General features: G+C 52.8%; 16 protein-coding genes, 1 tRNA gene and 8 pseudogenes. 7 read left to right on the plus strand and 18 right to left on the minus strand.

Annotated elements, in window-relative coordinates:
* Positions 1 to 46: 46 nt before the first annotated feature.
* Positions 47 to 1,141, plus strand: coding sequence for a D-alanine--D-alanine ligase (gene ddlA / locus GM30_RS04680; RefSeq protein WP_049847689.1), 1,095 nt, complete (start codon positions 47 to 49; stop codon positions 1,139 to 1,141).
* A 39-nt stretch (positions 1,142 to 1,180) separates the two neighbouring features.
* Here the strand turns inward: ddlA and GM30_RS04685 are convergent, their stop codons facing one another.
* On the minus strand, positions 1,181 to 1,393 hold the full coding sequence (locus tag GM30_RS04685; RefSeq protein ID WP_049847690.1) for a DUF2754 domain-containing protein: 213 nt from the start codon (positions 1,391 to 1,393) through the stop codon (positions 1,181 to 1,183).
* 252 nt (positions 1,394 to 1,645) lie between these two features.
* Here GM30_RS04685 and GM30_RS04690 point away from each other — a divergent pair, with 252 nt between their 5' ends.
* A complete protein-coding gene (locus tag GM30_RS04690; protein WP_049847691.1) occupies positions 1,646 to 1,948 on the plus strand; it encodes a YaiY family protein in 303 nt (100 codons plus the stop codon).
* On the opposite strand, the gene GM30_RS04695 is transcribed toward GM30_RS04690, so the two are convergent.
* From GM30_RS04695 to GM30_RS04705, 3 genes are all read right to left on the minus strand, one after another.
* Positions 1,945 to 3,048: a DUF1615 domain-containing protein gene (locus GM30_RS04695; RefSeq protein ID WP_049847692.1), complete on the minus strand. Its 1,104-nt coding sequence runs from the start codon at positions 3,046 to 3,048 to the stop codon at positions 1,945 to 1,947. The genes GM30_RS04690 and GM30_RS04695 overlap by 4 nt on opposite strands.
* A 13-nt stretch (positions 3,049 to 3,061) precedes the next feature.
* Positions 3,062 to 4,282: a peptide antibiotic transporter SbmA gene (sbmA, locus tag GM30_RS04700; RefSeq protein WP_049847693.1), complete on the minus strand. Its 1,221-nt coding sequence runs from the start codon at positions 4,280 to 4,282 to the stop codon at positions 3,062 to 3,064.
* A gap of 130 nt (positions 4,283 to 4,412) precedes the next feature.
* On the minus strand, positions 4,413 to 4,946 hold the full coding sequence (locus tag GM30_RS04705; RefSeq protein ID WP_049847694.1) for an isochorismatase family protein: 534 nt from the start codon (positions 4,944 to 4,946) through the stop codon (positions 4,413 to 4,415).
* A gap of 202 nt (positions 4,947 to 5,148) precedes the next feature.
* Here GM30_RS04705 and ampH point away from each other — a divergent pair.
* Positions 5,149 to 6,238 (plus strand): annotated as a pseudogene (gene ampH / locus GM30_RS04710) (D-alanyl-D-alanine-carboxypeptidase/endopeptidase AmpH).
* Between the two features lie 2 nt (positions 6,239 to 6,240).
* Here ampH and GM30_RS04715 read toward each other — a convergent pair.
* The gene (locus GM30_RS04715) at positions 6,241 to 6,867 is read right to left on the minus strand and encodes a helix-turn-helix domain-containing protein (protein WP_049847730.1); all 627 of its coding nucleotides are present in this window, start codon (positions 6,865 to 6,867) and stop codon (positions 6,241 to 6,243) included.
* Between the two features lie 92 nt (positions 6,868 to 6,959).
* Entirely contained in the window at positions 6,960 to 9,767 is a 2,808-nt protein-coding gene (locus GM30_RS04720) for an autotransporter outer membrane beta-barrel domain-containing protein (protein ID WP_049847695.1), read from the minus strand.
* A 407-nt stretch (positions 9,768 to 10,174) separates the two neighbouring features.
* Between GM30_RS04720 and hemB the strand changes: the two genes are divergently transcribed.
* Positions 10,175 to 11,149, plus strand: a complete 975-nt coding sequence (gene hemB / locus GM30_RS04725; protein ID WP_049847696.1) for a porphobilinogen synthase — start codon at positions 10,175 to 10,177, stop codon at positions 11,147 to 11,149.
* Positions 11,150 to 11,272: 123 nt separating this feature from the next.
* Positions 11,273 to 12,860 (plus strand): annotated as a pseudogene (locus tag GM30_RS04730) (lysophospholipid acyltransferase family protein).
* A 34-nt stretch (positions 12,861 to 12,894) separates the two neighbouring features.
* Here GM30_RS04730 and GM30_RS04735 read toward each other — a convergent pair.
* The 5 genes and pseudogenes from GM30_RS04735 to GM30_RS04755 all read right to left on the minus strand — a co-directional run bounded on the left by GM30_RS04735 (position 12,895) and on the right by GM30_RS04755 (position 17,486).
* Positions 12,895 to 13,625: pseudogene (locus GM30_RS04735) on the minus strand (TauD/TfdA family dioxygenase).
* Complete coding sequence (tauC, locus tag GM30_RS04740; protein ID WP_049847697.1) at positions 13,622 to 14,449, minus strand: taurine ABC transporter permease TauC; 828 nt, start codon at positions 14,447 to 14,449, stop codon at positions 13,622 to 13,624. The pseudogene GM30_RS04735 and the gene tauC overlap by 4 nt, the downstream one beginning before the upstream one ends.
* Complete coding sequence (gene tauB / locus GM30_RS04745; RefSeq protein ID WP_049847698.1) at positions 14,446 to 15,213, minus strand: taurine ABC transporter ATP-binding subunit; 768 nt, start codon at positions 15,211 to 15,213, stop codon at positions 14,446 to 14,448. Before tauB ends, tauC begins: the two co-directional genes overlap by 4 nt.
* A gap of 10 nt (positions 15,214 to 15,223) precedes the next feature.
* A pseudogene (tauA, locus tag GM30_RS04750) lies at positions 15,224 to 16,127 on the minus strand (taurine ABC transporter substrate-binding protein).
* A 402-nt stretch (positions 16,128 to 16,529) separates the two neighbouring features.
* Positions 16,530 to 17,486, minus strand: coding sequence for an arsenic resistance protein (locus GM30_RS04755; RefSeq protein ID WP_049847699.1), 957 nt, complete (start codon positions 17,484 to 17,486; stop codon positions 16,530 to 16,532).
* A gap of 570 nt (positions 17,487 to 18,056) precedes the next feature.
* Between GM30_RS04755 and GM30_RS04760 the strand changes: the two are divergent.
* Positions 18,057 to 19,017: pseudogene (locus tag GM30_RS04760) on the plus strand (autotransporter outer membrane beta-barrel domain-containing protein); the annotation flags it as partial.
* Positions 19,018 to 19,496: 479 nt separating this feature from the next.
* On the opposite strand, the gene GM30_RS04770 reads toward GM30_RS04760, so the two are convergent.
* The 4 genes and pseudogenes from GM30_RS04770 to GM30_RS04780 form a co-directional block, all read right to left on the minus strand.
* Positions 19,497 to 20,837, minus strand: a complete 1,341-nt coding sequence (locus GM30_RS04770) for a reverse transcriptase domain-containing protein (protein WP_049847701.1) — start codon at positions 20,835 to 20,837, stop codon at positions 19,497 to 19,499.
* A gap of 2 nt (positions 20,838 to 20,839) precedes the next feature.
* Positions 20,840 to 21,409: an SLATT domain-containing protein gene (locus GM30_RS04775; protein ID WP_154123171.1), complete on the minus strand. Its 570-nt coding sequence runs from the start codon at positions 21,407 to 21,409 to the stop codon at positions 20,840 to 20,842.
* Positions 21,410 to 21,962: 553 nt separating this feature from the next.
* Positions 21,963 to 22,235 (minus strand): annotated as a pseudogene (locus tag GM30_RS27020) (Ogr/Delta-like zinc finger protein).
* A gap of 277 nt (positions 22,236 to 22,512) precedes the next feature.
* Positions 22,513 to 23,010, minus strand: a pseudogene (locus GM30_RS04780) (alkaline-shock protein); the annotation flags it as partial.
* A 48-nt stretch (positions 23,011 to 23,058) separates the two neighbouring features.
* On the opposite strand from GM30_RS04780, the pseudogene GM30_RS23765 reads away from it, so the two are divergent.
* Positions 23,059 to 23,444: pseudogene (locus GM30_RS23765) on the plus strand (tyrosine-type recombinase/integrase).
* Positions 23,445 to 23,528: 84 nt separating this feature from the next.
* On the opposite strand, the gene GM30_RS04790 reads toward GM30_RS23765, so the two are convergent.
* From GM30_RS04790 to proB, 3 genes are all read right to left on the minus strand, one after another.
* Positions 23,529 to 23,604, minus strand: a tRNA-Thr gene (locus GM30_RS04790).
* A gap of 112 nt (positions 23,605 to 23,716) precedes the next feature.
* Complete coding sequence (gene proA / locus GM30_RS04795) at positions 23,717 to 24,970, minus strand: glutamate-5-semialdehyde dehydrogenase (protein WP_049847704.1); 1,254 nt, start codon at positions 24,968 to 24,970, stop codon at positions 23,717 to 23,719.
* 10 nt (positions 24,971 to 24,980) lie between these two features.
* A complete protein-coding gene (proB, locus tag GM30_RS04800) occupies positions 24,981 to 26,084 on the minus strand; it encodes a glutamate 5-kinase (protein WP_049847705.1) in 1,104 nt (367 codons plus the stop codon).
* Positions 26,085 to 26,203: the final 119 nt, after the last annotated feature.

Below are 26,203 nucleotides of genomic sequence, written 5' to 3' on the forward strand. Positions count from 1 at the left end.
CGTGGTATCGTATGTGCTTTGGTTTTTTTAGCGGATGAATGTTGAAATGGCAAAGTTGCGGGTAGGCATTGTTTTTGGTGGTAAATCAGCAGAACACGAAGTGTCGTTGCAGTCGGCGAAAAACATCGTCGAAGCAATTGATAAAACAAAGTTTGACGTGACCCTGCTCGGGATCGACAAGCAAGGCCAGTGGCATATTAACGATGCCAGCAACTATCTGTTAAACGCCCAGGATCCGGCACACATTGCGCTGCGCCCTTCCGACGTTACGCTGGCGCAGATTCCCGGGAAAGCCGCGCAACAGCTGATTGACGCGGATAACGGACAGCCGCTGCCCGCCATTGATGTGATTTTCCCGATTGTTCACGGCACGCTGGGGGAAGACGGTTCGCTACAGGGCATGCTGCGGATGGCGAATCTGCCTTACGTGGGTTCCGACGTGCTCGGCTCTGCCGCCTGCATGGATAAAGACGTCACCAAGCGCCTGCTGCGCGACGCGGGGCTCGCCATCGCGCCATTCATTACGCTGACTCGCGCCAACCGAGAACGTATTCGCTTTGCGGATGTTGAAGCGCAGCTCGGGTTGCCACTGTTTGTGAAACCGGCGAATCAGGGCTCCTCCGTTGGCGTCAGCAAAGTGACCAGCGAAGCGCAATATCATCAGGCTGTCGCACTGGCTTTTGAATTTGACCATAAAGTGGTGGTAGAACAGGGCATTAAAGGCCGTGAAATCGAATGTGCGGTTTTAGGCAATGACTTCCCGCAGGCCAGCACCTGTGGCGAGATCGTCCTCAATAGCGAGTTTTACGCCTACGACACCAAGTACATTGATGATAACGGCGCGAAAGTGGTGATCCCGGCGGCGATCGCCCCGGACGTGAACGACAAGATCCGCGATATCGCAGTAAAAGCGTATCAGACGCTGGGCTGCAGCGGCATGGCGCGCGTCGATGTGTTCCTGACGGCGGACAACGACGTGATCATCAACGAGATCAATACCCTGCCCGGCTTTACCAATATCAGCATGTACCCGAAGTTATGGCAGGCCAGCGGACTGGATTACACGTCGCTGATTACCCGGCTGATTGAACTGGCGCTGGAGCGACATCAGGCAGACAGCGCGCTGAAAACGTCGATGTAACCGCATCGCCGCCAGGCGGCAGCGTCGCTGCCTGGCGAGTCACTCTGCCGGGGTTTCTTCGTCCGGACGACGGCGAATAATCAACCCGGCCAGCCAGAAGCTAACGACCCAGGTCACCAGACCGACCGCGTACGTCTGCCAGCCCTTCGCTTCAAATCCGAGCAGCCCGACAACACCGTTAAGAATAAAGATCAGGCCAATCGCAAAGGCATAATAGTGCCAGTCACGGCGAATTTTTACAGGCAGGTTCATGGTCGCTCCGGATAAGAAAAACGTATCATCACATATTCCGCTCAAAACGTCTGCGGACCCCGCGACAAATCTGAAAAGGTTATCATTTTGGCTTATATTGACGCATTTGTGATCGCCGACAAAATTCCTTCAACTCAGACGAATCCTGAGCTGAAATTACCATAAATCTGATATTGACAAACGACAACCGCTGTCACACTTAAGTCATATTCACTGGACAGGAATCCAGCACCGTATGTCCGGGAGGCGTTTATGACTGATTTCACCATGTCGAAGCCCATTATCAGTGGGCAAAAAAGGGAATCTTCCGCGCCAGGCAATATCGCCTACGCGCTGTTCGTATTGCTTTGCTTTTGGGCAGGTGCTCAGCTCCTCAATATGCTGGTACATGCGCCGGGTGTATACGAACATCTTATGCAAATGCAGGACACCGGTCGTCCGCGCGTGGAAATGGGCCTGGCGGTCGGCACGCTGTTTGGTTTAGTGCCGTTCCTGACGGGCTGTGCGCTGTTTGGCGTCATTGCCCTGTTCCTGCGCTGGCGCCAGTATCATTAATTCTGCGCCATACAACGGGCCCGACGATCGTCCACGCGTTTCGCAAACCATGCTGTGGTTAAGTTACGCGTGATCTTCGGGCTCTCAAGCTGAATTCCCGGCAAGACTTCCTTCGGCAGGACTTTTCCGGTTTTTGCCTCTGCTATTCTGAATACCCCTTCGTAAACCGTTGTCTTTTCAAATGCCAGGCTGTCGCCTTTCTGTAACTGACGGTGGATGTCGCTGTGGCTTAACGACAGACGTGACGCCAGCTTGCGAACCGCCATTTCCGTCGTTCCGGGTTCATCGCTGTCATAGCGGATGAGATCGCCATCAAGCGCCAGCTTCACGCCAGTCGCTTTGCTCACCGCGTTCTGGAAAGCGGCGTTGCGGCTGGCGTACCAGCCAGCATTGAAATCGGCAAAACGGTACAGCGGCACGCTGTAGTTCGCCGGGTAATTCAGCAGATGGTACGTACCAAACCAGAGACCGCCGCGCAGGGAAAAGACCTCCTGCCGCACCGTTCCCGTCATTTTCCACGGATATCCATCGGTATGTGCCTCAGCAAACGCAATGCTGACCTGCATCGGGCCGCCGGTATGCACCGGGTTCAGCGAGCCAAACAGCGTTTGCCCCATCGGCACCATGTTGATGAAGTCGTCAAAAATCTCGCTGAGCTGCTTTTCCGTTTTCACGTTGTCCAGCCGCTCGCTGTAGCTTTTGCCGTTGGGGGACGTTATTTTCAGCGCGGTATGCACCAGCACGGCAGGAATGTGCAGGCGTGCCGCACGCCGGTCTATCTCTTTCCAGGCGATATTGTTCAGCCCCGGTACGGTGGGATCGGCCTGATAGTTAGACTCCTGCTGCGCGACCGCCAGCACTGAGCAGACGTTTTCCACCGTGGGTGCCAGCTTCTGGCTTTCGAACGTTTTCGCCATGTTCTGCGCCCATGCCTCGCGGTTCTTAACGCTGGCAGGCATTTTCTGCCGCACCACCGCCGCGACATCAACGGCCTTCTCACCTTCCTTCAGTACCGGCGCTTTGCTGGTACAGGCGCTGAGGATCACCCCTGCCAGCAGCGTTAACGAGGCAGTATAAAAACGTGGTGCGGCGATGGTCATAAGGCTTCCCTGTTTAGCTAAAAGATGGCGTCGCGGGCTGATTATCCGGGTTATCCAGTTCGCGCTCAAAGCTCCGCAGACGTTTGTAGATGGACATCAGCTCCACCAGCGTGGTCCACGAACTGATGAGATACTGGAACGATCCCCTGACTTGCCCAAAGGCATTGGTGATCTGCTGCATCAACCCCAGCGTGATTGTACCCGCGACAATCGACGGGAAAAGCAGGAACACGCCGAAAACGTTATCCACCTGCAGGTAGAGAATGCGGGCGATGTTGAAATACATGTAGTGGAAATAGAGGCGGAAATAGTTGCGGCGCACGGCGTCGAACAGCTCGCGCACGGTGGGCGGCGTGGCACGTTCCGGATCGTCTTCACCGTACACCAGTTCCTTACGATACGCGGCTTCCACTCGCTGGTTTTTGAAGGCCAGACCGGGCAGCTTGATCCCGACAACGGCCAGCAGGCCGGTGCCCATGAGTGACCAGACAATAGCCGCGACCACCAGCGCGTAAGGAATGTGCCCGACAACCGGCAGTTCCTCAACGTGCGGCGACAGCGCCACCAGCACTGGCAGAAACGCGATCAGCGTCATCACCGCCTGGATAAAGCTCACGCCCATATCTTCCAGTGTGGAGGCAAAACGCATGGTGTCTTCCTGCACACGCTGCGCCGCCCCTTCGATGTGGCGCAAACGCTGCCAGTGCGTCATGTAATATTCGTTCATCGCCGTACGCCAGCGAAACACGTAATGGCTGATGAAAAAGTTATTCAACACGCCCACCACTACCGCGATCAACGCGATCCCCAGAAACACACCGACTTCACTGTAAAAGCGTCCGATGGGGATCTTATGCGGCGAGCTGAGCGCGGTTTGAATCAGATCGAAAAACGGCGCGTACCACGCGTTGACGGCGACGCCCACTTCGACCAGAAACCAGGTGACAAAGATGATGAGCGATGACCCAAGAATCGACCAGTATTGCCAGCGATGCGGGCTATAGGTGAACCAGAACAGGGCAAACGCTGCCACACAAAACGCGTAATAACCGTAAAACAACAGATAGCTGCCGGACCAGAAGCGCGCGGCGCTGATGGGAACGTTATTGCTGACGTGGGCGAGTCGCTCAAAAAAGGCGCTACCGCCCGCTTGCCAGAACACCACGGCAATGAGTGCCCAAATAAATGCCGAAAGGAAAAACGGCCCCGGCTTTGGGAAAAAAGACTTAAACATATTACTCTCCTGCTCACTTCTTATTGTTCTGGCTGTTGCTGTGTCAATGCATCGCCAACCGCAGCCATGCTGCGGAAAATCAGGGGGAACCAAACGGTCAGACCGCTCAATCAGACCGAAAATGAGCGGCTTAGTTCGTCAACCATTCCTGTAGAATTGTTTCGACGGGTTTCACGCGAACGGGATTGTCGGGCACGATGAGATCTCGCCAGACATCATTATGATGGGCAATCAGCGTTTCGGCGGGTGCTGCGGGACGATTGGCAGTGGTGTGCGCATCTTCCGCCACGGTGATGGCATAGCCGCGGCTGGCGCCGACCCTGATGGTGGTGTCAACACAATAGTCGCTGGCGCATCCGCAAATGACGAAAGCGCGAATGTCGTGTTCAGCAAGCACGTCGGCGAGCGTCGTGCGCCAGAAGGCATCACACGCGGTTTTTGTGACATACAGTGAATTGTCCGGCTGCCACAGATCGGGCAACAGCGCGAACCCTTCACTCCCTTCTTCCAGGCCGCCCGCTTCCGCATGCTGGATGAAAATGACGACATCCGCCACGCGTGTCAGGCGATTGATTTGCGCGACGCATCGTTCCGGCTGGAGACGCGGTGTGGCGAATACCCCATTTTGCATATCCACGACCATGACTGCTCGTTTTCCGACCATTTTCTTCTCCGTAAAAGTATCAGCACGACGACTATGATAAGCGCCAGATCACAAAAGTGGATGCCCCGTCGCGGTAAAAACCGTTAAATTTACGCGTCGTTACGTTTTTATCAGAATGATTGCTGTGAAAGGGGCTTTGCATCGCGCCGGTAAGTAGTATAAATACGCATTATCTTTCTCTTTCAATTCATGGACACACCCGTTGAAACGTAGTCTGTTGTTGAGTATTGCGCTGTTTGCGTCAACCCTGTCTGTGGCACATGCCGCTCAGACTTCCCCCGATCCTGTTTTTGCCTCTGATATTGTTGACCGTTATGCCAATCACATCTTCTATGGCAGCGGTGCAACGGGCATGGCTCTCGTTGTGATTGATGGTAACCAGCGGGTGTTCCGCAGCTTTGGTGAGACTCGCCCGGGAAATAACGTACGTCCACAACTGGACTCAGTGATCCGTATTGCTTCCCTGACCAAGCTGATGACCAGCGAAATGCTGGTGAAACTGCTCGATCAGGGCATCGTGAAACTTAACGATCCGTTAAGTAAATATGCGCCTCCGGGCGCGCGCGTACCCAGCAGCGCGTTGCCACGCGAGCAGCCTGGCGGCGCGGCGCATCGCCCGGTCTTCGTCTGGCCGACCCGCGAGCAGCGCTGGAACTGGCTTTCAACCGCCACCCTCAAAACCACTCCTGGCTCGCAGGCCGCTTACTCGAACCTGGCGTTTGATCTGCTGGCGGATGCGCTTTCCAACGCTGCCGGGAAACCCTACCCGCAGCTTTTCGAAGAGCGCATCACCCGCCCGCTGGGGATGAAAGACACCACGTTTACCCCCTCGCCGGACCAGTGCCAGCGTCTGATGGTGGCAGAGAAAGGGGCCAGCCCGTGTAATAACACGCTGGCGGCCATCGGCAGGGGGGGGGGTGCGCTGGATGCAGCAGTTCCTTTCTTCCGATTTCTACGCCCGAACTTCACAAGCGGATCGGATGCAGACGCTGATTTACCAGCGCAGCCAGCTCACGCGCGTCATCGGTATGGATGTGCCAGGCAAAGCCGATGCGCTGGGTCTGGGGTGGGTCTATATGGCACCTAAAAATGGACATCCGGGGATCATTCAGAAAACCGGCGGCGGCGGCGGTTTCATTACCTATATGGCGATGATCCCTCAGCATAATATCGGCGCGTTCGTGGTGGTGACCCGTTCGCCGCTGACGCGCTTTGCCAACATGAGCGATGGCATTAACGACCTGGTGACAGAGCTGAGCAACAACAAGCCCGCCATCGTTCCCGCCTCCTGAGTTTAATAATCTAAAGGCAAGCGGTTGATACTCAACAGCTTGCCTTTATGCATTCTGATATATTCCCCTTGCCGCAGCGCCGCGAGCACCTCGGCAATCACCGAACGTGAGATCCGCGTTCTGCGCTGGATGTAATTCATCACCCCGACGCGTAAGCGCAATGATTCATCCCATTTCGCCATGGTGAGCAGCGACGCGCGGATCTGGTTGTAGCTGTTGCTGCCCACCAGTTGGTTATCGCGCATTTCGAGCACCCGGTGCTGCCAGGTCATCCAGTGAAAGGCTTCGCGCCAGAGATGGTGTTTTTCCAGCAGTTCCAGCGCCTGCGCGGCGGGAAGATAATAGCCACTACACTGCATTTCGGTGGCGATCTGGTAGTCGGTCTGGTTCGGCATCACGCCTGCGGCGAGGCCAATCACACAGGGTGCCTGAGCAAAGCCAAGCAGCACGTCGTTGTGTTTACGGGTCAGGGAAGCGCACCCCTGCAAAATGATAATGGTGTACTGATTCGCCTGCTTATCAGCAGGTAAAATGCTCTCGCCTTCCGCGACGACAAACGGCGTACCGTACGCGTGGAGATGTTGATTCAGGGTATCAAATTCAATGAGTGGTTTGTTCAGTTGCGGCATATCAGGTAGTCCTACAACAATGCCCGCCATTTGCATGACGGGCATCCGCGTGTTAACTCCATCAGGAAGGAAACGCTTCCTGCCAGACGGTATTACCAGGTGTATTTCACCCCGGCGTTAGCAGCCCAGTCCTGATCAACATCACCGCCACCGAGGTAGTTAACACCAGTATAGGCGCTAAAGTTTTTGGTGAAGCTGAACTGGCTACCCACACCGACACGTACCGCAGAGCCTTCAACGCCGTTATCAATGGTATCGCCGTTGATGTCAGCGTCGTTGTTGGAATCGTCATAGACGTATGCCAGCTTGAAGTACGGTGTCATTGCCTGATCGCCAAAGTTGAAGGTATAACCGGCATCTACGCCCAGCTCGTAACGCAGGCTGTCGTAATCCTGGCTATTGACGCGCATATCATTGCTCAGACGATAGCTGTCGCCAGACTGGAACAGGCCGGAGATGCTGCCGTACGGCGTGACGTAACCGGTGTTGTTAATCTGCCAGTCATAACCCAGTTTCAGCCCGAAGCCCCAGGCGTCTGACGTGGTGTTACCATCAACGTATTCACCGTTGCTCATGGTCGCTGTCAGATCGTTGTTGAAGCGGGTGTAGTTCAGGTTGCTGTCAAAGAAGACGTTGTTCGCAAAGCGTGCTGACGAGTAGAGGTAAGCCGACTGGCTGTCCTGATCCACCTGGCCGGTACGATCGTTGAGGTCGCCTTTGGCAAAGCCCGCCGCCGCACCGACAATCCACTTCGCGTTGTTGCCATCCACTTTGGTATCCAGACCGACCATCAGGCCGTTAACGTCCTGATCGTAGTTGATCACGCCGTTGTCGCCGTTGAAGCTGCCGCCAAAGTAGCTCACCCAGGCGCCACCGTTGTCTTCAAAGCCGTGACGCGCGCTGGTCAGACGGTTGGTCAGCGTATCCTGCTGCAGGTTCCAGATGTTGGTATTCGCAGACGGAATGCTCAGCGCCATGTTGGCGTAATCGGTCAGACGATCCTGATGCAGGATCACGGTGTCGCCCTGTTGCTGCGCTTCATAGGTATACGCACCAAGGTCAGCACGGTTCGCTGCAGTGAAAGTGGCTGCAGTGTCAGCATCATTGTCATACACGCGAATCACTTCGTTATTTTTGTAATCCGCGATGGAGCCTGCGCCGGTAGCGTTGTCGATACGGACTTTGTAGTTGCCCGCCACATCGCCATTTACCGCCAGATGACCGTCTGAATTCAGCGCCACCACGCCGTAACCGTAGTTGGTTTGCGCTTTATCGTTGCTGTGACCGTTAAGCATATCGCCATTCAGTACGTAATCGCGGCTGGCAACGTTGAACGTCCCGCCGTTGGTCAGTACCAGTTTTGCGGTATCAACCTGGCCCAGCCCCAGATTCAGCTGCGCACCGCCGTCAACGGTAATGGTGTTGGCGTACAGCTCCGCGGTTTCTTCGGTCAGCGTCGCCGTGCTGTAGCTGTTGAGGTTTACGCTGTCGGTTGCCACAAAGCCGGAATCGCCAATATTCAGCGAAGACGCGGTGTTCAGAGTCACGTTATCAGACAGCAGTTCGGAGGCCTCAACATTGACCTGAGAAGCGTTGTTAACGGTTAACGTATCAATCAGAGACTCTTTGCGGGTATCCCACTCAGACGCGTGATCCAGTGTGACGTTGAACAGACCGCTCTGGTACACCTCGTTGCCGGTCACGTGGTTGCCTTCGCTGAAAGCGGTTTTGTCGTTGTCAATGCCGTAGGTGGAGGTTGGCCACAGGCTGTTGGCGGTCACGTCATACAGCGTTGCGGTTGCTTCGGTGCCAGCGGCAAAGCTGTCGTAAACACCATCGCCATCGCTGTCCACTTCATGCACGGACACCGCCGCGCCGACCCATTTGCTGCCGTTGTCCAGCGTCAGGTCCAGTTTGTCAGTGCCGTCCCAGCCGTTGGTGTCCGGATTAGCATCGGTATCGCGATAGCTGTCTGCGCCGTTCGGGAAGAAGTTTTCGTCGAAATTGCTGGAGAAGACCACGTCACCGGTTAAGGTGGAATTGCTGAAGTTAGCGGTAGTCTGCATGGCGTTATCGGCATAAGAATTGGCGACAACCGCCAGCGCAACGTCGTCTGCCGTCCAGGCTTTACCGTCGTAATCGCTGGCATTGCCGGAGCGACCAAAGAAGCCTTCAGTGCCTTCGTCTGACCAGGAACCCGAGGTCACCACGGAGTCTTTCACGTTAATGGTGTTATTAAACACTTCGCTGCTGTTAACACCGGTGCTGACGGTATTGTTGTCGGTATCTTCCCATTCATAACCCTGCGTCAGCGTAATACCGGCGACATGGGAATTATTTTGAATGGAGAGATCAACTTCCTGATCGAGGGTAATGGCCGTGCCGAGATTATAAACATCGACGACATGCGTATCCGGCGCGTCATTCCAGGTGCCGTTATAGGTGTAATGTTCATAATTGTCATCAATGGTTGAATGATCAACCGTTAACGCCAGACGGTCATAATAATAATCTGTACCGCTACGATTATCGCATTCAGTGGTCATACACGCGGAGGTGATCATACCATGAATGGTGCTGTTGCTGATGGTGAGGCTGTTGGGATTGCTGTCAGTAGAGAGGCCGTCATCGAGGTAATAAGTAGAGATAACGCCGTTAACTGTTGCATTATTAATGACCGGATAAATATCACCATTATAAATACTATCAACGCCGTAGTTATTCCAGCCGACATAACCATGATAATAAACGCCGTCAGCATAAGATGCATCATTATAATGAATGAATGTAGTGTAATCCGTATTCGATATATCCGTCGTTGCATTGGCCTGAGAAGCGATTGCGAGCGCACAGGCCATTGCTAATTGAGATACCACAACTTTCTTTTTCCACGAGTGCATTTGTTATCCCTCCTCAGGGACTTATTATGTTGGTCCATCAAATAAGATTAAATTGCGGTTGAATTATGCGTTCCTGATACAAGGTAGTTCAATTAATCTTTGGTAGAAGTTCGAAACCGGACGCAATATATCGTCATACATTTAAAGGAACAGAATTTTTAATTTACGATTTTCAATGAGTTACAGTTAAATATAATTAACATTATATATCCCATAGATATTTAAAATAAAAACAACGCATTCATTAACTATATTTCAAGGTTTATTGTTATTCTTTAATTTAATATATTTTGCGGGAGTGTGATCGTGCGAACAAATTCACAAGGGTGATACGCCCCACTTTGATAAACAATCAGGCCGCATATGGGGTAAACTAGCCGGAATGTTCCACAAACATCAGGCATACCATGACAGCTCTACTTAATCGCCCACGTCGCCTGCGCAAAACCGCTGCGCTGCGCGCCATGTTTGAAGAGACAACACTGACCTTAAACGATCTGGTGTTGCCGATCTTTGTTGAAGAAGAAATCGACGACTACAAGCCTATCGAGGCCATGCCTGGCGTGATGCGTATTCCCGAGAAACATCTGGCTCGCGAAATCGAACGCATCGCCAACGCCGGGATCCGTTCCATCATGACCTTTGGTATCTCCCACCACACCGACGCCACCGGCAGCGATGCCTGGAAAGAAGATGGTCTGGTGGCGCGGATGTCGCGCATCAGCAAACAGACGGTGCCGGAAATGGTAGTCATGTCCGACACCTGCTTCTGCGAATACACCTCCCACGGCCACTGCGGCGTGCTGTGCGATCACGGCGTGGATAACGACGCGACCCTCATCAACCTCGGCAAACAGGCGGTGGTTGCCGCTGCCGCAGGGGCTGACTTCATCGCCCCGTCAGCGGCGATGGACGGTCAGGTGCAGGCCATCCGCGAAGCGCTGGATGCCGCCGGTTTCACCGATACCGCGATCATGTCTTACTCCACCAAATTCGCCTCTTCTTTCTATGGCCCGTTCCGTGAAGCGGCGGGTACGGCGCTGAAAGGCGACCGCAAAACGTATCAGATGCATCCGCTGAACCGTCGCGAAGCGATCCGTGAATCGCTGCTCGACGAAGCGCAGGGCGCGGACTGCCTGATGGTGAAACCGGCAGGCGCGTATCTGGATATCCTGCGTGATATCCGCGAGCGTACCGACTTACCGCTGGGTGCCTATCAGGTCAGCGGTGAATACGCGATGATCAAATTCGCCGCCATGGCGGGTGCGATTGATGAAGACAAAGTGGTAATGGAAAGCCTCGGCGCCANNAAGCGCGCTGGTGCGGATCTGATCTTCAGCTACTTCGCTCTCGACCTCGCTGAACGCAAACTGCTTCGTTGATTATCCGGCCCGGAAGCCGCGCGCAACCGGGCCTTTTCCCCTCGCATAAAGCTTCATTAAACTGCAATACAAACGACACGTTGACCTTCTACTGTCTGCCTCAGGACTGCAGGAGGAACCACCATGTTTAGCCTCGATAATGTACTTGATGACCTCTGGCCCCAGGTGAGGCCCGCGCCGTGGCAAAAAAGTGTGCTCAGGCGCCTGCTTCACGAGGAAGAGTTTCAGGCGTTTGCCACCCGCCACCCGCACTTACGCGGACTGGATATGGTCGAACAGGTTCTTGAACACTTACAAATCCGCTGCAATATTGCCCCCCGCGAACTTGAAAACATCCCCGAAACTGGCCCTCTGGTGATCGTCTCCAATCACCCTACCGGTACGCTGGACGGGCTGGCATTGTTATATGCGGTGTCCCGCGTGCGTCGCGATGTAAAAGTCGTCACCAACCGCATGCTCAGCCACCTTGAGCCGTTGAGCAATCTGTTTATTCCGGTCGACAACATCAACGGCGGTACGCGCAAATCCTCGCTTTCGCTGATGGAACAGCAGCTACAGAACGGCGGGGTGGTGGTNATTTATTCATGGCAAAAATAGCCCGCTGTTTTATGCCAGCACGCTGATCTCGCCAACGCTGGCGCTGTTGCTGTTAATGCAGCAGATGTTTCGCCGCCGCAACTCCACCCTGCCGGTCACCATCGGCCAACGCATCGCGTGGGAAAGCTGGCATAGCGCGCAAACGCCCGCCCGCGAGCTGGCGAAAAAATGTCGTCAGCATGTCGGGCTGCTGGGGAAAGGCTTGCCGGGGAAATTCAGAACCGAAAGCGCGATCGCGCGCCCGGAAGAGCGCGCTCTGCTTCGTCGCGAACTGAACAAAGCGGAATGCCTCGGCACCACCGCCGATGGCAAAACGATTTATCTGTGGCAGCGTAACGGTCAGGAAGAGGCCCCGCTACTGAGAGAGCTGGGCCGCCTGCGCGAAATTGCTTTCCGCGCCGTCGGTGAAGGCAGCGGCAAACGCCGCGATGTTGACAGCTATGACGACGACTATCTGCACCTGATCCTGTGGGATGAGGTCGATCTGGAAATCGTCGGCGCCTACCGCTTTATGCCCGGTGCCATGCAGCTTGAAAAGCGTGGTGTGGAAGGGTTATACAGCCACAGCCTGTTTCATTACGACGAACGGATGAATGATATTCTGCGCGAAGGCATTGAACTGGGTCGCAGCTTCATTCAGCCACGTTACTGGGGCCGTCGTGGGCTGGACTATCTCTGGTTTGGCATCGGCGCGTATCTGGCGCGTTACCCGCAGTATCGCTACCTGTTTGGCCCGGTATCGATTTCTGGCGGTCTGCCGCCTGCCGCACGTGATTTGCTGGTCGCCTTCTACCGTCTCTGGTTCCCGGCGATGCATCCGCTGGCCGAATCACGCCGTCCGTATCCTGCCAGTCTGCCTGAAGCGCTGGCGCAGTTTAGCGGTGAGGATTACACCGAGGATCTGACGCGGCTGAAATCGCTGCTCGGCAACCTCGGCTGTGGCATTCCGCCGCTGTATAAACAGTATTCCGAGGTGTGTGAACCCGGCGGCGTCCAGTTTATCGATTTCGGCAGCGACCCGGATTTCAACGACTGTATCGATGGTTTAGTGCTGGTCGATCTGACCTTACTGAAAGCCAATCGCTACCAGCGCTATATCGGCGCGCACCTGTAATGCTGCTCCTCTCCTGCGGGAGAGGAGCGTATTGTCAGCCCGCCCGGTAGTACGGCTTATCGCCAAGAATGGTCGCCCGGTGCATGATCCGCCGCTGCGGCAGATAATCCGCGTTGGCGTAGTGCTGCGTCACCCGGTTATCCCAGATAGCGAGATCGTTCGGCTGCCAGCGCCAGCGCACCTGAAACTCTGGTTTCGTGATATGGGCAAACAGAAAGCTCAGCAGCGTGTNNCGGCCTCCAGCCAGCGCTGATGCTCCGCTTCCGTCTTACGATGCTTATATTCCGGGAACGACTTTCTGAAATCATGCTCGGCCTGTAACCCGCTTAACAGCTGCTGAAGCGGCGCGGAGAGCGCTTCAAACGCCGCAATGCCGCTGGTCCACAGCGTATCGCCACCCGTTGACGGCAGTTCTTTGGCCGCCAGGATCGCTCCGGCGGGCGGCGTGTCGATAAAGGTGACGTCCGTGTGCCAGTTGTCATTGTCCGGCGGATTGTCATTGTGCGTGTCCAGCACGATGATCTCTTCCACGCCCTCGGCGTGCGGATAGACCGGGTGAATATGTAAATCGCCAAAGCGCAGCGCCAGCGCGCGCTGTTGTGCGGGTGAAATCACCTGTTCACGCAGGAAAACCACCTGATGGCGCAGCAGCGCGTGATACAACTGCTCGAACTGGTTATCGCTCAGCGGTCGGCTGACATCAATGCCAGACACCTGCGCGCCAATGTACGGCCCCAGCGGGGTAATCGTCAGACGTTCACTCATGCTATTTCTCCATGCCAGGGCGTCAGGCGACGTTGTAGCGCGCGCAGCCCCAATTCTAATGCAAATGCGATCACCGCAATCACCGCGATCCCGGCCAGCACCACGTCGGTTGCCAGAAATTCCCCGGCTGACTGCACCATAAAACCAAGCCCGCGCGTGGCGGCAATCAGCTCTGCGGCCACCAGCGTTGACCAGCCGACGCCAAGACCGATGCGTAAACCGGTTAAAATCTCAGGCAACGCGCCGGGCAAAATCACCAGCCACAGCACCTGAAAGCGGCTGGCACCCAGCGCCTGTGCCGCGCGGATCCGTACCTGCTGCGCACTTTTCACGCCAGCCAGCGCCGACATTGCCACCGGAGCGAAAATCGCCAGGTAAATCAGCAGGATTTTTGACGTCTCGCCGATGCCGAACCAGATCACCATCAGCGGCAGATAAGCCAGCGGCGGCACGGGGCGGTACAGTTCGATCAGCGGATCGAGGATCCCGCGCACCGTCGGGCTGAGTCCCATCGCAATGCCGACAGGAATGCCCAGCACCACGGCGGCGAGCAGCGCTACCAGAATGCGCGTCAGGCTGGCGGCCAGATGCTGCCACAGCGTGGCGTCCATGAAGCCCTGCGGCCCGGCAATGGTCAGCAGTTTCTGCAAGACCTGCGCGGGCGGAGGCAGAAACAGCGGACTAATCAGTTGCAGCGACGCAACGCCCCACCAGAGCGCCAGCAATACCAGCAGCGTGGCCGCGCTCAGCGTCAGCTGACGGGAAAACGGCCAGCGCCACGCCACAATCAGGCGGCGTGGTTTATCGTTGATCACAATGCTCATGAGAAAGCCTCCCGCTGGTCGAAGACACGACTCAATACATATTCGCGTCGGGCGATAAAATCAGGATCGGATTTGATGCTGCGGCAGGACTCCCCGGTGACGAAACGACGGGCGAAATCCAGCGACAAACGCTCCAGCACGCGCCCCGGCCCTGGCGACAGCAGCACCAGTTCCGTCGCCATAAAAATAGCCTCTTCGATATCATGCGTAATCAGCAGAACCTGTTTGCCGGTCTCATGCCACAGGCGCAGCAGCAGGGTTTGCATCTGCTCACGGGTGAACGCATCGAGCGCGCCAAAGGGCTCATCCAGCAACAGCAGTTGCGGGTTTGCCGCCAGCGCGCGGGCAATGCCGACGCGCTGACGCTGACCACCGGAAAGCTGCCAGATATAGCGTTTTTCTGCGCCCTCCAGCCCGACCCTTTTCAGCATCTGACGCGCCGTCTGCTGGCGTTCCGCCTGCGCGACACCCGCCAGTTGCAGCCCCAGCGCCACGTTATCCTGCACGTTGCGCCACGGCAGCAGCCCTTCATTCTGGAAGACCACGCCGCGCTCGGCGCCGGGTCCGTTAACAGTTTTGCCGTCAAGCTGGATGCTGCCGGTGTCGTAGGGCAAAAAGCCCGCAATCAGATTCAGCAGCGTGGTTTTTCCGCAGCCCGAGGGCCCGAGCACCACCAGCAGTTCGCCGCTGTCCACCGTCAGGTTGATATCTTCAAGCGCGGCTTTACCGCCGTATCGGGCCGATAAGTGAGAAACCTGCAGCATCATGTTCTCCTTATTTTACAAAGCGATCGGTAACGTACTGGCTGTAATCAGTGGCAACGGCAGGTACTTTCCCCTGCTCTTTCAGGAACTGCGCGGTGTCGATAATCGCTTTATTGACCGGACCGGAAAGCTGTTGAACCTGCTGATCGGTCGTGAGATAGGTATTGCCCTTCACCAGCCCCGGTACGTCCGCTTCCGGCACGCCGCTCAGCCGCGACAGCTTGTTCAGATTGTCAGGCTGTTTCAGCCATTCATCCGGGTTATCAATGTAAGGACGCTGCGCGTCGATGGCGCTTTTGGCGAAGGCTTTCACCACCTCAGGATGCTGCTCGGCGAAATCTTTCCGCACGACCCAGACATCCAGCGTTGGCGCGCCCCACTGCGCGACTTTTGCCGAGTCGGTCAGCACGGTGCCATCTTTTTCGAGCTCATTGACCGCTGGCGCCCAGACATACGCGCCATCAATGTCACCACGTTGCCAGGCGGCAATAATCGCGGGTGGCTGCAGATTAAGGATTTGCACCTGGCCGGGCTTGATACCCCAGTGTTTGAGGGCTGCCAGCAGGCTGTAATGGGTGGTGGAGATAAACGGCACGGCGATGCGTTTGCCGATCAAGTCTTCCGGTTTGGTGATGCCTTTTTTCACCACCAGCGCTTCGGAATCGCCCAGTTGTGACGCCAGCAGGAACACCTCTATCGGCACCTGTTGGCTGGGGGGCACCNACGCTGGAGCCGCTGTCGAATTTACGCCAGTCCACCGTTGCGCCGCTTTCTTTGGCGAAGGTGTTGTCTGCCTGCGCCACTTTGGCGGGCTCCGCTGACGTCTGATACGCGACGGTGACGTTAACGGCCTGCGCCTGGAACGTCAGTAAAGCCAGTGCGGTGATAACTGAAAAACGCGATGTGAATCCCATAGTGTCTGCCCTCTCGTATTGTTATGAAGGGCAGTATTTCCGGCGGGCGGGTATTTGATAAAGGAATTAAAACTTCTGTTTAATTCCAAATGGTTTTTAGAAAAAAAACGGAAATCCTTAGCGATTTACTGCAGAAACCCCCCTTAGCCGCGCACCAGATGCAACTTTGCTCTCCGTGCGCTCAGCCGCGGGTGAGAGGTCATGATCACAAACAGAAACGGTCGCCAGGCCATAAACACCTCCAGCATTGTTTAATGCTAATGCTGTGCGCTAAAGGTGCTGTTTACCTTCAGCACAACGTCGTAATGCGACTCTGTCCGTTAATACTTATGCATCAGTAATAAAACATCTGTTAATCCACTCTAAAAGTGAGTGAATTATTTGAAGCTTTTGTGAGAGCCCTCACGCTCGTCCCAGCCGCGGCATTACACGGATATAAATCAGCTCCGCCACCAGTTCAACCAGGGTTTGGGTAACGATCACCGCAGGCAATACCGGGATCGCGCCGGGAACCACCAGCGCCAGCGGTAGAATCACCAGCGAGTTTCGCGTACCGGCGCTGAATGCCACTGCCCTCCCCGCTGCGCTTTCGAGCCGAAACAGGCGGGCAATAATCCAGCCCAACAGGGGGGCGATGATGGCGTACAGGATATAGACCGGCGCGGCGTGCATCGCGGCGCTTATCGCATTGCCCATCTGCGGCACAACGGAGGCAACCACCACAAACAGCACCAGCGCCGTTGCCGGAACCGGCAGCAGTCCGAGTTTGTCGCTGACGCGCTCGCCGGTCTCATTACGTTTTGCCCACTGTTGCATCAGCGCGGCGGCTGCAAGCGGAACAACAATCAGCCACAGAAATGCATGGAAAAAGGGTTCGGGCTGAACGTACTGTGCGGTATTTTCACCAGGGAAGAGATGGAGGTATAAAGGCAGCAGGATAATTTGCATGAACAAAAGCGCCGGTGTCGCCGCCAGCAACAGACGCGAATCCGCTCGCCCGAGCTGTGAAAAGGTCACGACATAATCGATACACGGACAGAGCAACACCATCAATACGCCGAGTTGCAGTAGCGGATCGTCAGGCAACAGCGGCGACAGCACCACCACTAACAACGGCACGGCGATGAAATTGGTCAGCAGCAAGGAAACCAGAAAACGCAGCTGCGTCATTGCCCTGCCGAGTTCAGTAACCGGCACCTGCAGGAAAGTCACGAACAGCATCATCGCCAGCGCCGGGTTCACCAGCTGTTCGAGATGTTCCGTCCCGGGGATCAGTAACGCGGCCAGCGCCGCGACGGCGACCGTCGTGAAGTAAATAATGACCTGACGCTGCTCCAGGGTATCGCGCAAATTTCCCATATAACAAAGCTACCAATCAAAGAAAAAACAGGCAACAGCATACCGCATTTTCCTCCTTAAAGAGGAAATAAGGCTTTTACTCATTAACGCGTGGAATCTTAAATTTCTCGCCATCGTGTCATTTTAGCTGAATTGACACCGCTGGAGACCGATGCAATATTGCAAACGGAAGTGGTTATTTCCGCTTAGAACAGAGTTTACTGATATTCTTCTTTACCTTGCAGTCATGGCCCGTGGATTATAACGACTCAGCAGCCCGTCTCATTTGGCGACAAACAGCATGAACGCTGACTTATTAATACTTAAATATTCCTGGAAAAATAGTAGTAATCATATCTGACTTCTTAGTTATTAAGAATAGCATGTGTGTTCATTCTGCCGTGAATGGCAAATAAATGTTACCGGTCGCTAAAAATAAAATAATGCATAATGGATATTATAAGGATGGCTAATATGTCAAAAAATGGAAAGAGACATTTTATCGGTTATTATAATACAGGTTTAACCGTGCTCACATTATCAGTCGCAGCACTATGTTTACCGGCCCAGGCGACGGATATTTCTGCTGGCGGCAGCTATATCAACAACCTGGCTTCAGCAAACCGGGTTTTTAATCATCGTCTGCACGATCGCCTTGGTGAACCGGGCTATACAGAAGCGCTGCATAATGGCGAAGCCAGCGTCAGCAGCCTGTGGATGCGGCACGTTGGCGGGTCNCACTCTTGATAACGGGCAATTCACCCGTAGCAACCGCTATGTGATGCAGATGGGCGGCGACCTGGCACAGTGGAGCAGCAATAATCAGGATCGCTGGCATCTTGGCATAATGGGAGGGTATGCGAATGTTCGCAGCAACACCCACAGTTATCATTCCACAAACGGTTCTGACGGGCGCGTCAGCGGTTACAGCGCTGGGCTTTATGGAACCTGGTTCCAGAACGGTACGGCTAATACGGGCCCCTATATCGACATCTGGCTGCTGTATAACTGGTTCAACAGCAGCGTGACCTCGAATCACAATGACAGGGATGATTACCACTCCGACGGACTGACCGCCTCGATCGAGGGTGGACACACCTTTAAAGTCGCGGAGTTCACCGGTAGCAAAGGTACGCTGAATAGCTGGTATATCCAGCCGCAGGTGCAGATCACGTGGATGGGCGTGGATGATGAGTCTCATTCCAGACATGACGATGTGCGCATTGAGACACAGGGCGACGACAATATTCAGACGCGCCTCGGCATCAGAACGTATATCAACAGTCATCACCAGATGGATGAAGGTCTACACCGCGAGTTCCAGCCCTATCTGGAAGTGAACTGGCTCCACAATACCGAAACCTATGGTGTCTCAAGTCCGGGTTATAACCTCACCCGGAATGACGCAAACAATCTCGCAGAAGTCCGCGCAGGTCTGGAAGCGAAGCTGAATGATAATTTGAGCCTCTGGGGCAACGCTGGCGTGCAGTTTGTCGGCCCGAGAAAGTACAGCGATCTGCAAGGGATGCTGGGGGTTAAAGCGTCGTTCTGAGTGATTATCCGGGTAACAAAGCAAAAAATGGGCAACTGATTCAGTTGCCCATTTTTGCTTTGTTTACGGAGACTTACAATAGAGTGTAGTGATTTCAAATAGAGATCGACAAAATGCCATTAGCGAAAAAACAATCGTATAATAAAAAAAAGAATTCGCATTGTACTGATACAGGTCGGTAGTGATGAGCTACTGCGTGATGATGCCGCTTCAGTAATGAGATGATTTTTATAGGATAAAAATGGTGCCGATAATAGGAACAAAACAATCAATTAACAAACTGTTTTATAACGTAAAAATAAAAACAATGAATACAAGTGCCCCCTATAATGCCCCCAACATTAACATCCATAACCTTACCACCACCACAATCAGCAACATCATGGTCACTGATTATGTGCAGTGGTTTGGCTTTTTGTTTCATGCTGGTAAAACTATCTATGAGCCCTATTAGCATAAGAATCAAGGAAAACATGAACTCATGAAGAAAAACCAGCATCTCTTAAATCGGTTTCAATATCCTTAACCTGCCGAGATATTCTTTTCTTAAATTGATAGTCAATCTCTCTCGATGTCAAATTCTCGGTATTTTTAGAAAAATAATACTCTAAAACATATGTTTTTTCTTCTTCAGAGTAACTATCAAAGTTTGGAACGTATTTAGTTTCACGTCTATTATGCTTTATTTGGAAGAATGCTCTCACGAAAGATTTAACTTTCAACTCTACGTTAAATCGAATACATAAGTTATCCACAAATGCATCGAGTTCATGAAGCAATCTTTCGTTATTTATTTCTGAGAAAAAGCACATCCACCCTTTTGATTTACCCTGAAAAATACAACCTGTAATTCTTAGATTAACTCGCCACTCTAAGAACTCTAATCTTTTTAATTTTGAATACTTGTAACCTGAAAATATAGAGAGAAGTGACTCGCGAAGTTTTTCTACAGACCCGATTCTTGGGCTAACCACTCCACAATTAAAATCATACCCCAGATAGCCGAAGGCATCTTTTGAGATTACTCCTTTTGACGATTTTTCTGGATTAGCGTTAGGGTCATAGACTTTAAGCCCTAACCCTTCAAAATCCGAAACAACCTCTTTAATTACCTCATCAACCTCTTTTGATTTTATGAAAATCAGCACATCATCTACGTACCTATAATATTTGAAATCATTTTCATCTTTATATTTATTATCTAATGTATGTAAATAGATTGATGCTAATATGCTTGATATAGATAGTCCTTGGGGTATGCCGTTTACATTCGGGACATCGCTCTTTGAAGGCTTTATAACTGTTGGTGATTTGATGGCGCTAGATATTAATGTCAGCACTCTATTATCATCTATCCTATGACAAAGTTGCTCAATTAATTTATCATGTTGCACAGAAGGGAAAAAGTTAGCAACGTCGAGCTTTAAAAAGTAGTTATACTCCCCCGATTCAATATCTGCCTTAACTGATTTTATGACATCTTGGGGAAGCTTAAAACGCAACTCATTATCATACGTACTTTTCAAATAATCACAAATTGCACGTAATGCAATTTTATCTCTGATTGTTGGGATAGATATTTCCCTTGGTGGCTTACCTCTCCCCTTACTTATTAATTTTAATTTGTACTTTGTAAACACATAGGATTTTGAGTTAAATTTCCTATTAATTATAGACAATTGTTCATCGATTATACCCAGGAGGATTTTATGCGACATATTATCAATGCCGGTTGAAGCCGATAATATCACGTGATTATCATATATATCCCGGAGATTGTTAATCGAGATATAATTATCGAAACCCTTATGCTCGTCCATATTTAAACCTGAGAATAGTGTCTGATAAATGCAACGATTATGAATGGAAGAAGTATTAGTACTAAAACTGACACACACCATCCATTATTGCTCATACGTATAGAGTTTTTTTGTTCCTCCGTAGGGTGCTTGCTTAATTTACTCTTATCAGATGCGCTTTCATACTCGCCATCAATAGCCCTGTAATAATCAATTTCCTTGTGATTTTCAGATATTGAAAGTATTGAATGAAACTCTTTTTTTAAACTATCAATATCAGAAGAGCTACCAATTGCCCCATATATTAACCCAAGTTGCTCATAGCACTGTTTCATCAACATTGCTCTCTCTTTAAATCGCATGTTATTAACATACAACGTCAAAAGCAAAACTAAAACAGACAAAGCAACCATTATTGCTGTTTCCGTTAAGCTAGCAACTTTTACAACAAGAGTAATTATTGAATATGCCACAAGAAAAAATGAATACCACAGCAATAATGATTGTGAGATAGCATCCATTCTAAGCAAGCGCTTTTCTGCCTTAATTCTTGCTTTCTTTGTCCACCAAATTTGATTCGAGAAATCACTCACGAGGATTCGCCCTTAATTGAAGTAAGGAGGCGTCAAAAATAGTAGTAATAGTAACGCCTGCGCTAGCAGACTGGAAAAACCAGAGGCAAAGCCTCCCAAAATTAGTTGCACCCATCACTGGATGATCGCCTAAGCGATACGCCTCACTAACATTTTACACGTATAGCATTGTTAAACAAATCAAAAATGAAACCGACCAAAATCGCACTACACCGCACCCGCCTGCGGTTTTCTGATCGCAAAAATTTTTCAGTTGGGATTTTTTACAAATGATAGCGCCAGACCGCGCCACAACTGGGGATTTACAGCGAGCAGAGAACTGAAAAGAGTGAAAAGAATTTCAGCTTTTTTCAGTTTAGCTTTACTCCAAAATCGTAAGCACTTGAATTAAGCTATTGATAGTAAAGGGATATAAATTTTTAGGTGAGATTTTTCATGATAACTGACGGCACACTTAAAAGTTAACAAACTGATTCTTATAGACATTTTTCCTTAAGCAGCTGAAATTTAATGAACCGAAGCCGGGAAAATTTTAGTTACTCCCGGCGACCGTTCAGTGACTCTCTATGGCTGCCATCAGGAGTTCTAATGCTTTTTGTCGCTCGTCCGGTGGCAGGGCATCCATTAGATCTTTAATCCGTCCCTGGCCGCGCAAAGCGCTGGGACTAATCGTGTGTGAGAAGGAAACGTTCATCACAAACGTGTGCCCACACTCTACATTTGATCAATAACAGTACACATCTGATAATTTGGGGTGCTTTCGGTTTGTTTTCCTCACCGTTGCCGCAGACATACACTCCGGGCAGTAAATTTTCATCACTCGCATAGCTAAACCTCTGTTGCCTGCCAGAAGAAGGGATTTTGGTTCCCTCCCTCTTGTTCTGAACGTGTAACACTGGTAACACGTGTAACATCGTTGATTTAATTGAAATTAATCTGTTACCAGTGAGCCAAATAAAGAGGTAACGCGTGGTAACACACTGGTTTTTGTTACCACTGTTACCAGTGGATATTTCTGACTGGTAACAGTAGCAAGCCTCGTCATTACTGCCTGTTACCTCTGTTACCAGTGTTACCTCATAAAAATAAGACTCACGCGATAACTATTCGGGATCGGCGCTACCCAGTACTTGCGTATTAAACTGGTACACGCGCTTAAGCCCTATTTCTGGCAGGCGAACGCTGTTTTGCGTTCTCCCGTCTTCCCCGGCTTTCAGCCAGCCCGCCTCAACACACAATCTGGCTACCTTTCGCGAATCGAACCCTTTACAAATTTCTTTCCAGCCAGATGGCAATACGTAGAAGGTCACAGTGGATTCTGTCACGTTGTCGCCCTTGTCCACTTTCCTGAACCTCATCATCGACAGTGGACGGTTCTTGTCGTCGTGCCAGTCAGCAAAGCGGCTGAACTGGTTACGGGTCATATAATCCCGAACCTGCTCCAGTGCGGTTTTATCCTCCTGGTTCGCAGTATGCCCACGGTCAGCCATCCATGAAGCCAGACAGCATTCAGCAGCCCTGAACGCCTCCCCTTCAGGCCATCCGGTTATCCCGGCTTGTGTGGCCAGTTCTCCGGCCTTAGCAACCAGCGCAAAACGGGTACCGATCTTGAATGGTCTCAGGTGGACCTCGATAAACGGATAGCCTGGATGCATCCCGATGAGACTAAAGCTGGAAATGCGATCGGGGTACCGCTTAACGAAACGGCACTCCAGATCCTGAAGGCGCAACAGGGCAAACATAAACGTTGTGTATTTGTCCACACTAAAGCGGCCTGGCGAAACGATGGGACGAAAACACCGGCGGTAAGGAAAATGCAAACCGACAGCAACAAGGCATGGAGGGGGCACTCAAACGCTCAGGCATAACCAACTTTCGTTTCCATGATCTTCGCCATAGCTGGTCAAGTTGGCTGGTTCAGTCTGGCGTCGCTCTGCTGACCTTAAAGGAAATGGGGGATGGGAAACGCTGGAAATTGTACAGAGATATGCGCATTTGTCTGCTGGGCACCTTACCGAACACGCAGCAAAATTGATGCGATTATTGGCCGGAGAGTCACAAATATGGCATAAGATGAAAAAGTTGTTTACCTGAAAGCACGGTAATCCATTGAATTATATGGTGCCGATAATAGGAGTCGAACCTACGACCTTCGCATTACGAATGCGCTGCTCTACCAACTGAGCTATATCGGCCCTGTGAAGTGATCCACGAAAGCGAATCACGGTGTAGAAGGGTAAATCTAACCGGGTGATGCGTCAATAACCCAGGTAACCAACTGCCTGTTTTTGCATCACCCTGTTTCATTTAAGCACGAATCGTATCGTCGCCGAAGCCAATCCACTTGTAGGTCGTTAGCGCTTCCAGCCCCATCGGACCGCGCGCGTGCAGTTTTTGCGTGCTGACAGCCACTTCCGCCCCCAGCCCAAACTGCCCGCCGTCGGTGAAGCGGGTGGAGGCGTTCACATACACCGCAGACGAATCCACTTCGTTGATAAAGCGATCGGCGTTGCGTAGCGTGCGCGTCAGAATGGCATCGGAATGCTGCGTGCCATGCTGGCGAATGTGCGCAATGGCCTCATCAAGATCGCTGACCACGTTGACGTTCAGATCCAACGACAAATATTCATCGTCATACTGCGCCGCCTCTACCGGCACCACGTTCGCAGGCCCACCGTTCAGTTGCGCCATGGCGTTGTCGGCAGCATGCAACGTGACGCCGCTTTTCGCCATTTGCTGGCTGAGCGCAGGCAGAAATGCAGCAGCAATTTTCTGATGCACCAGCAGCGTCTCAACGGTGTTACAAGTGCTTGGACGCTGGGTTTTCGCGTTGACGATAATCTTCAGCGCGGGGTCGATTTCCGCACTTTCATCCACAAAAATATGGCACACGCCGATACCGCCGGTGATCACCGGGATCGTCGACTGTTCGCGGCAAAGTTTGTGTAAACCAGCGCCGCCGCGGGGAATGATCATGTCGATGTATTTATCCAGACGCAGCATTTCGCTGACCAGTGCACGATCCGGGCTTTCAATGGCCTGCACCGCACCCGCAGGCAATCCGCACTCTTCCAGCGCCTGCTGGATGACTTTTACCGTTGCAGCGTTGGTGCGCCAGGTCTCTTTGCCACCGCGCAGGATGGCCGCATTGCCGGTTTTCAGGCACAGCGACGCGACATCGACGGTCACGTTCGGGCGCGCTTCGTAGATCACGCCAATCACGCCGAGTGGCACGCGGCGACGTTCAATGCGCAGGCCGCTGTCCAGCAGTCCGCCGTCAATCACCTGCCCGACCGGATCGGCCAGCTGGCAGACCTGACGAACGTCGTTAGCTATTCCCTGCAGTCGCGCCGGGTTCAGCGCAAGGCGATCGAGCATCGCCTCGCTCAGGCCGTTGGCGCGCGCGTCGGCAAGATCCTGCTCGTTGGCGCGTAGAATGTCGTCGGTCTGCGCTTCCAGATAATCAGCAATTTTTTCCAGCACCCGATTTTTTTCGCGGCTGGAGAGTAACGCCAGCTGGTAAGAGGCCGCTTTGGCCGCCATACCCATTTGTTCCAGCATGTCAGACTCCTTAACGGGTGATCATATCGTCGCGATGGACAGCCACCGGGCCGTACTCGTAGCCGAGAATGGCGTCGATTTGCTGCGAGTGGTGCCCTGCAATACGGCGCAGCGCGTCGCTGTTGTAGCGGGTGACGCCGTGGGCAATATCGCGACCTTCAAGATTACAGATACGAATCACTTCACCACGGGAGAAGTTACCTGTCACGCTTTTAATGCCTTTAGGAAGTAATGAACTCCCTCTTTCCAGAATCGCGCGGGTTGCCCCTTCGTCAACGGTAATTTCCCCCGCCGGCGGCGCGCCAAAAATCCAGCGCTTGCGGTTTTCCAGCGGCGAGGCTTGCGCGTGGAAACGCGTGCCAACGGAAAGCCCTTCCATCACATCGCCAATAACGCCCGGACGGCTGCCCGCAGCGATGATGGTATCGATGCCTGCGCGGCAGGCGATGTCGGCCGCCTGAAGCTTGGTGCCCATGCCGCCGGTGCCCAGACCGGAGACGCTGTCGCCCGCGATGGCACGCAGCGCATCGTCAATGCCGTACACGTCCGGGATCAGTTCTGCCTGCGGGTTGGTGCGCGGGTCGGCGGTAAACAGCCCCTGCTGATCGGTCAACAGCAGCAGTTTATCAGCCCCGGCAAGGATGGCAGCCAGCGCGGAAAGGTTATCGTTATCGCCAACTTTGATTTCAGCGGTGGCGACCGCGTCGTTTTCGTTAATCACCGGCACGATGTTGTTATCGAGCAGCGCGCGGAGCGTGTCGCGGGCGTTCAGGAAACGCTCGCGATCTTCCATATCAGCGCGGGTCAGCAGCATCTGTCCGACATGAATACCGTAAATGGAAAACAGTTGCTCCCACAGCTGGATCAGACGACTTTGCCCCACCGCCGCGAGCAGCTGTTTGGAAGCAATGGTGGCTGGCAGTTCAGGATAGCCCAGATGCTCACGTCCGGCAGCGATGGCCCCGGAGGTGACAATCACAATACGATGCCCTGCGGCATGCAGCTGCGCGCACTGGCGCACTAATTCGACGATATGGGCGCGATTCAGGCGGCGCGATCCGCCCGTTAAAACACTGGTGCCCAGTTTTACCACCAGCGTCTGACTGTCACTCATGATTCTCTGCCGTTCAATAAAATAAAAAATCCGTATCGAACAGACGTTTTAACAGGACTCCCGCCGCTTGCCAACTCTCACGGCGAAAGGGGTGAGATTTCATTGCGCGGGATCAGGAA

It is taken from the genome of Trabulsiella odontotermitis (genome assembly GCF_001188485.1).
Classification (GTDB): domain Bacteria; phylum Pseudomonadota; class Gammaproteobacteria; order Enterobacterales; family Enterobacteriaceae; genus Trabulsiella; species Trabulsiella odontotermitis_A.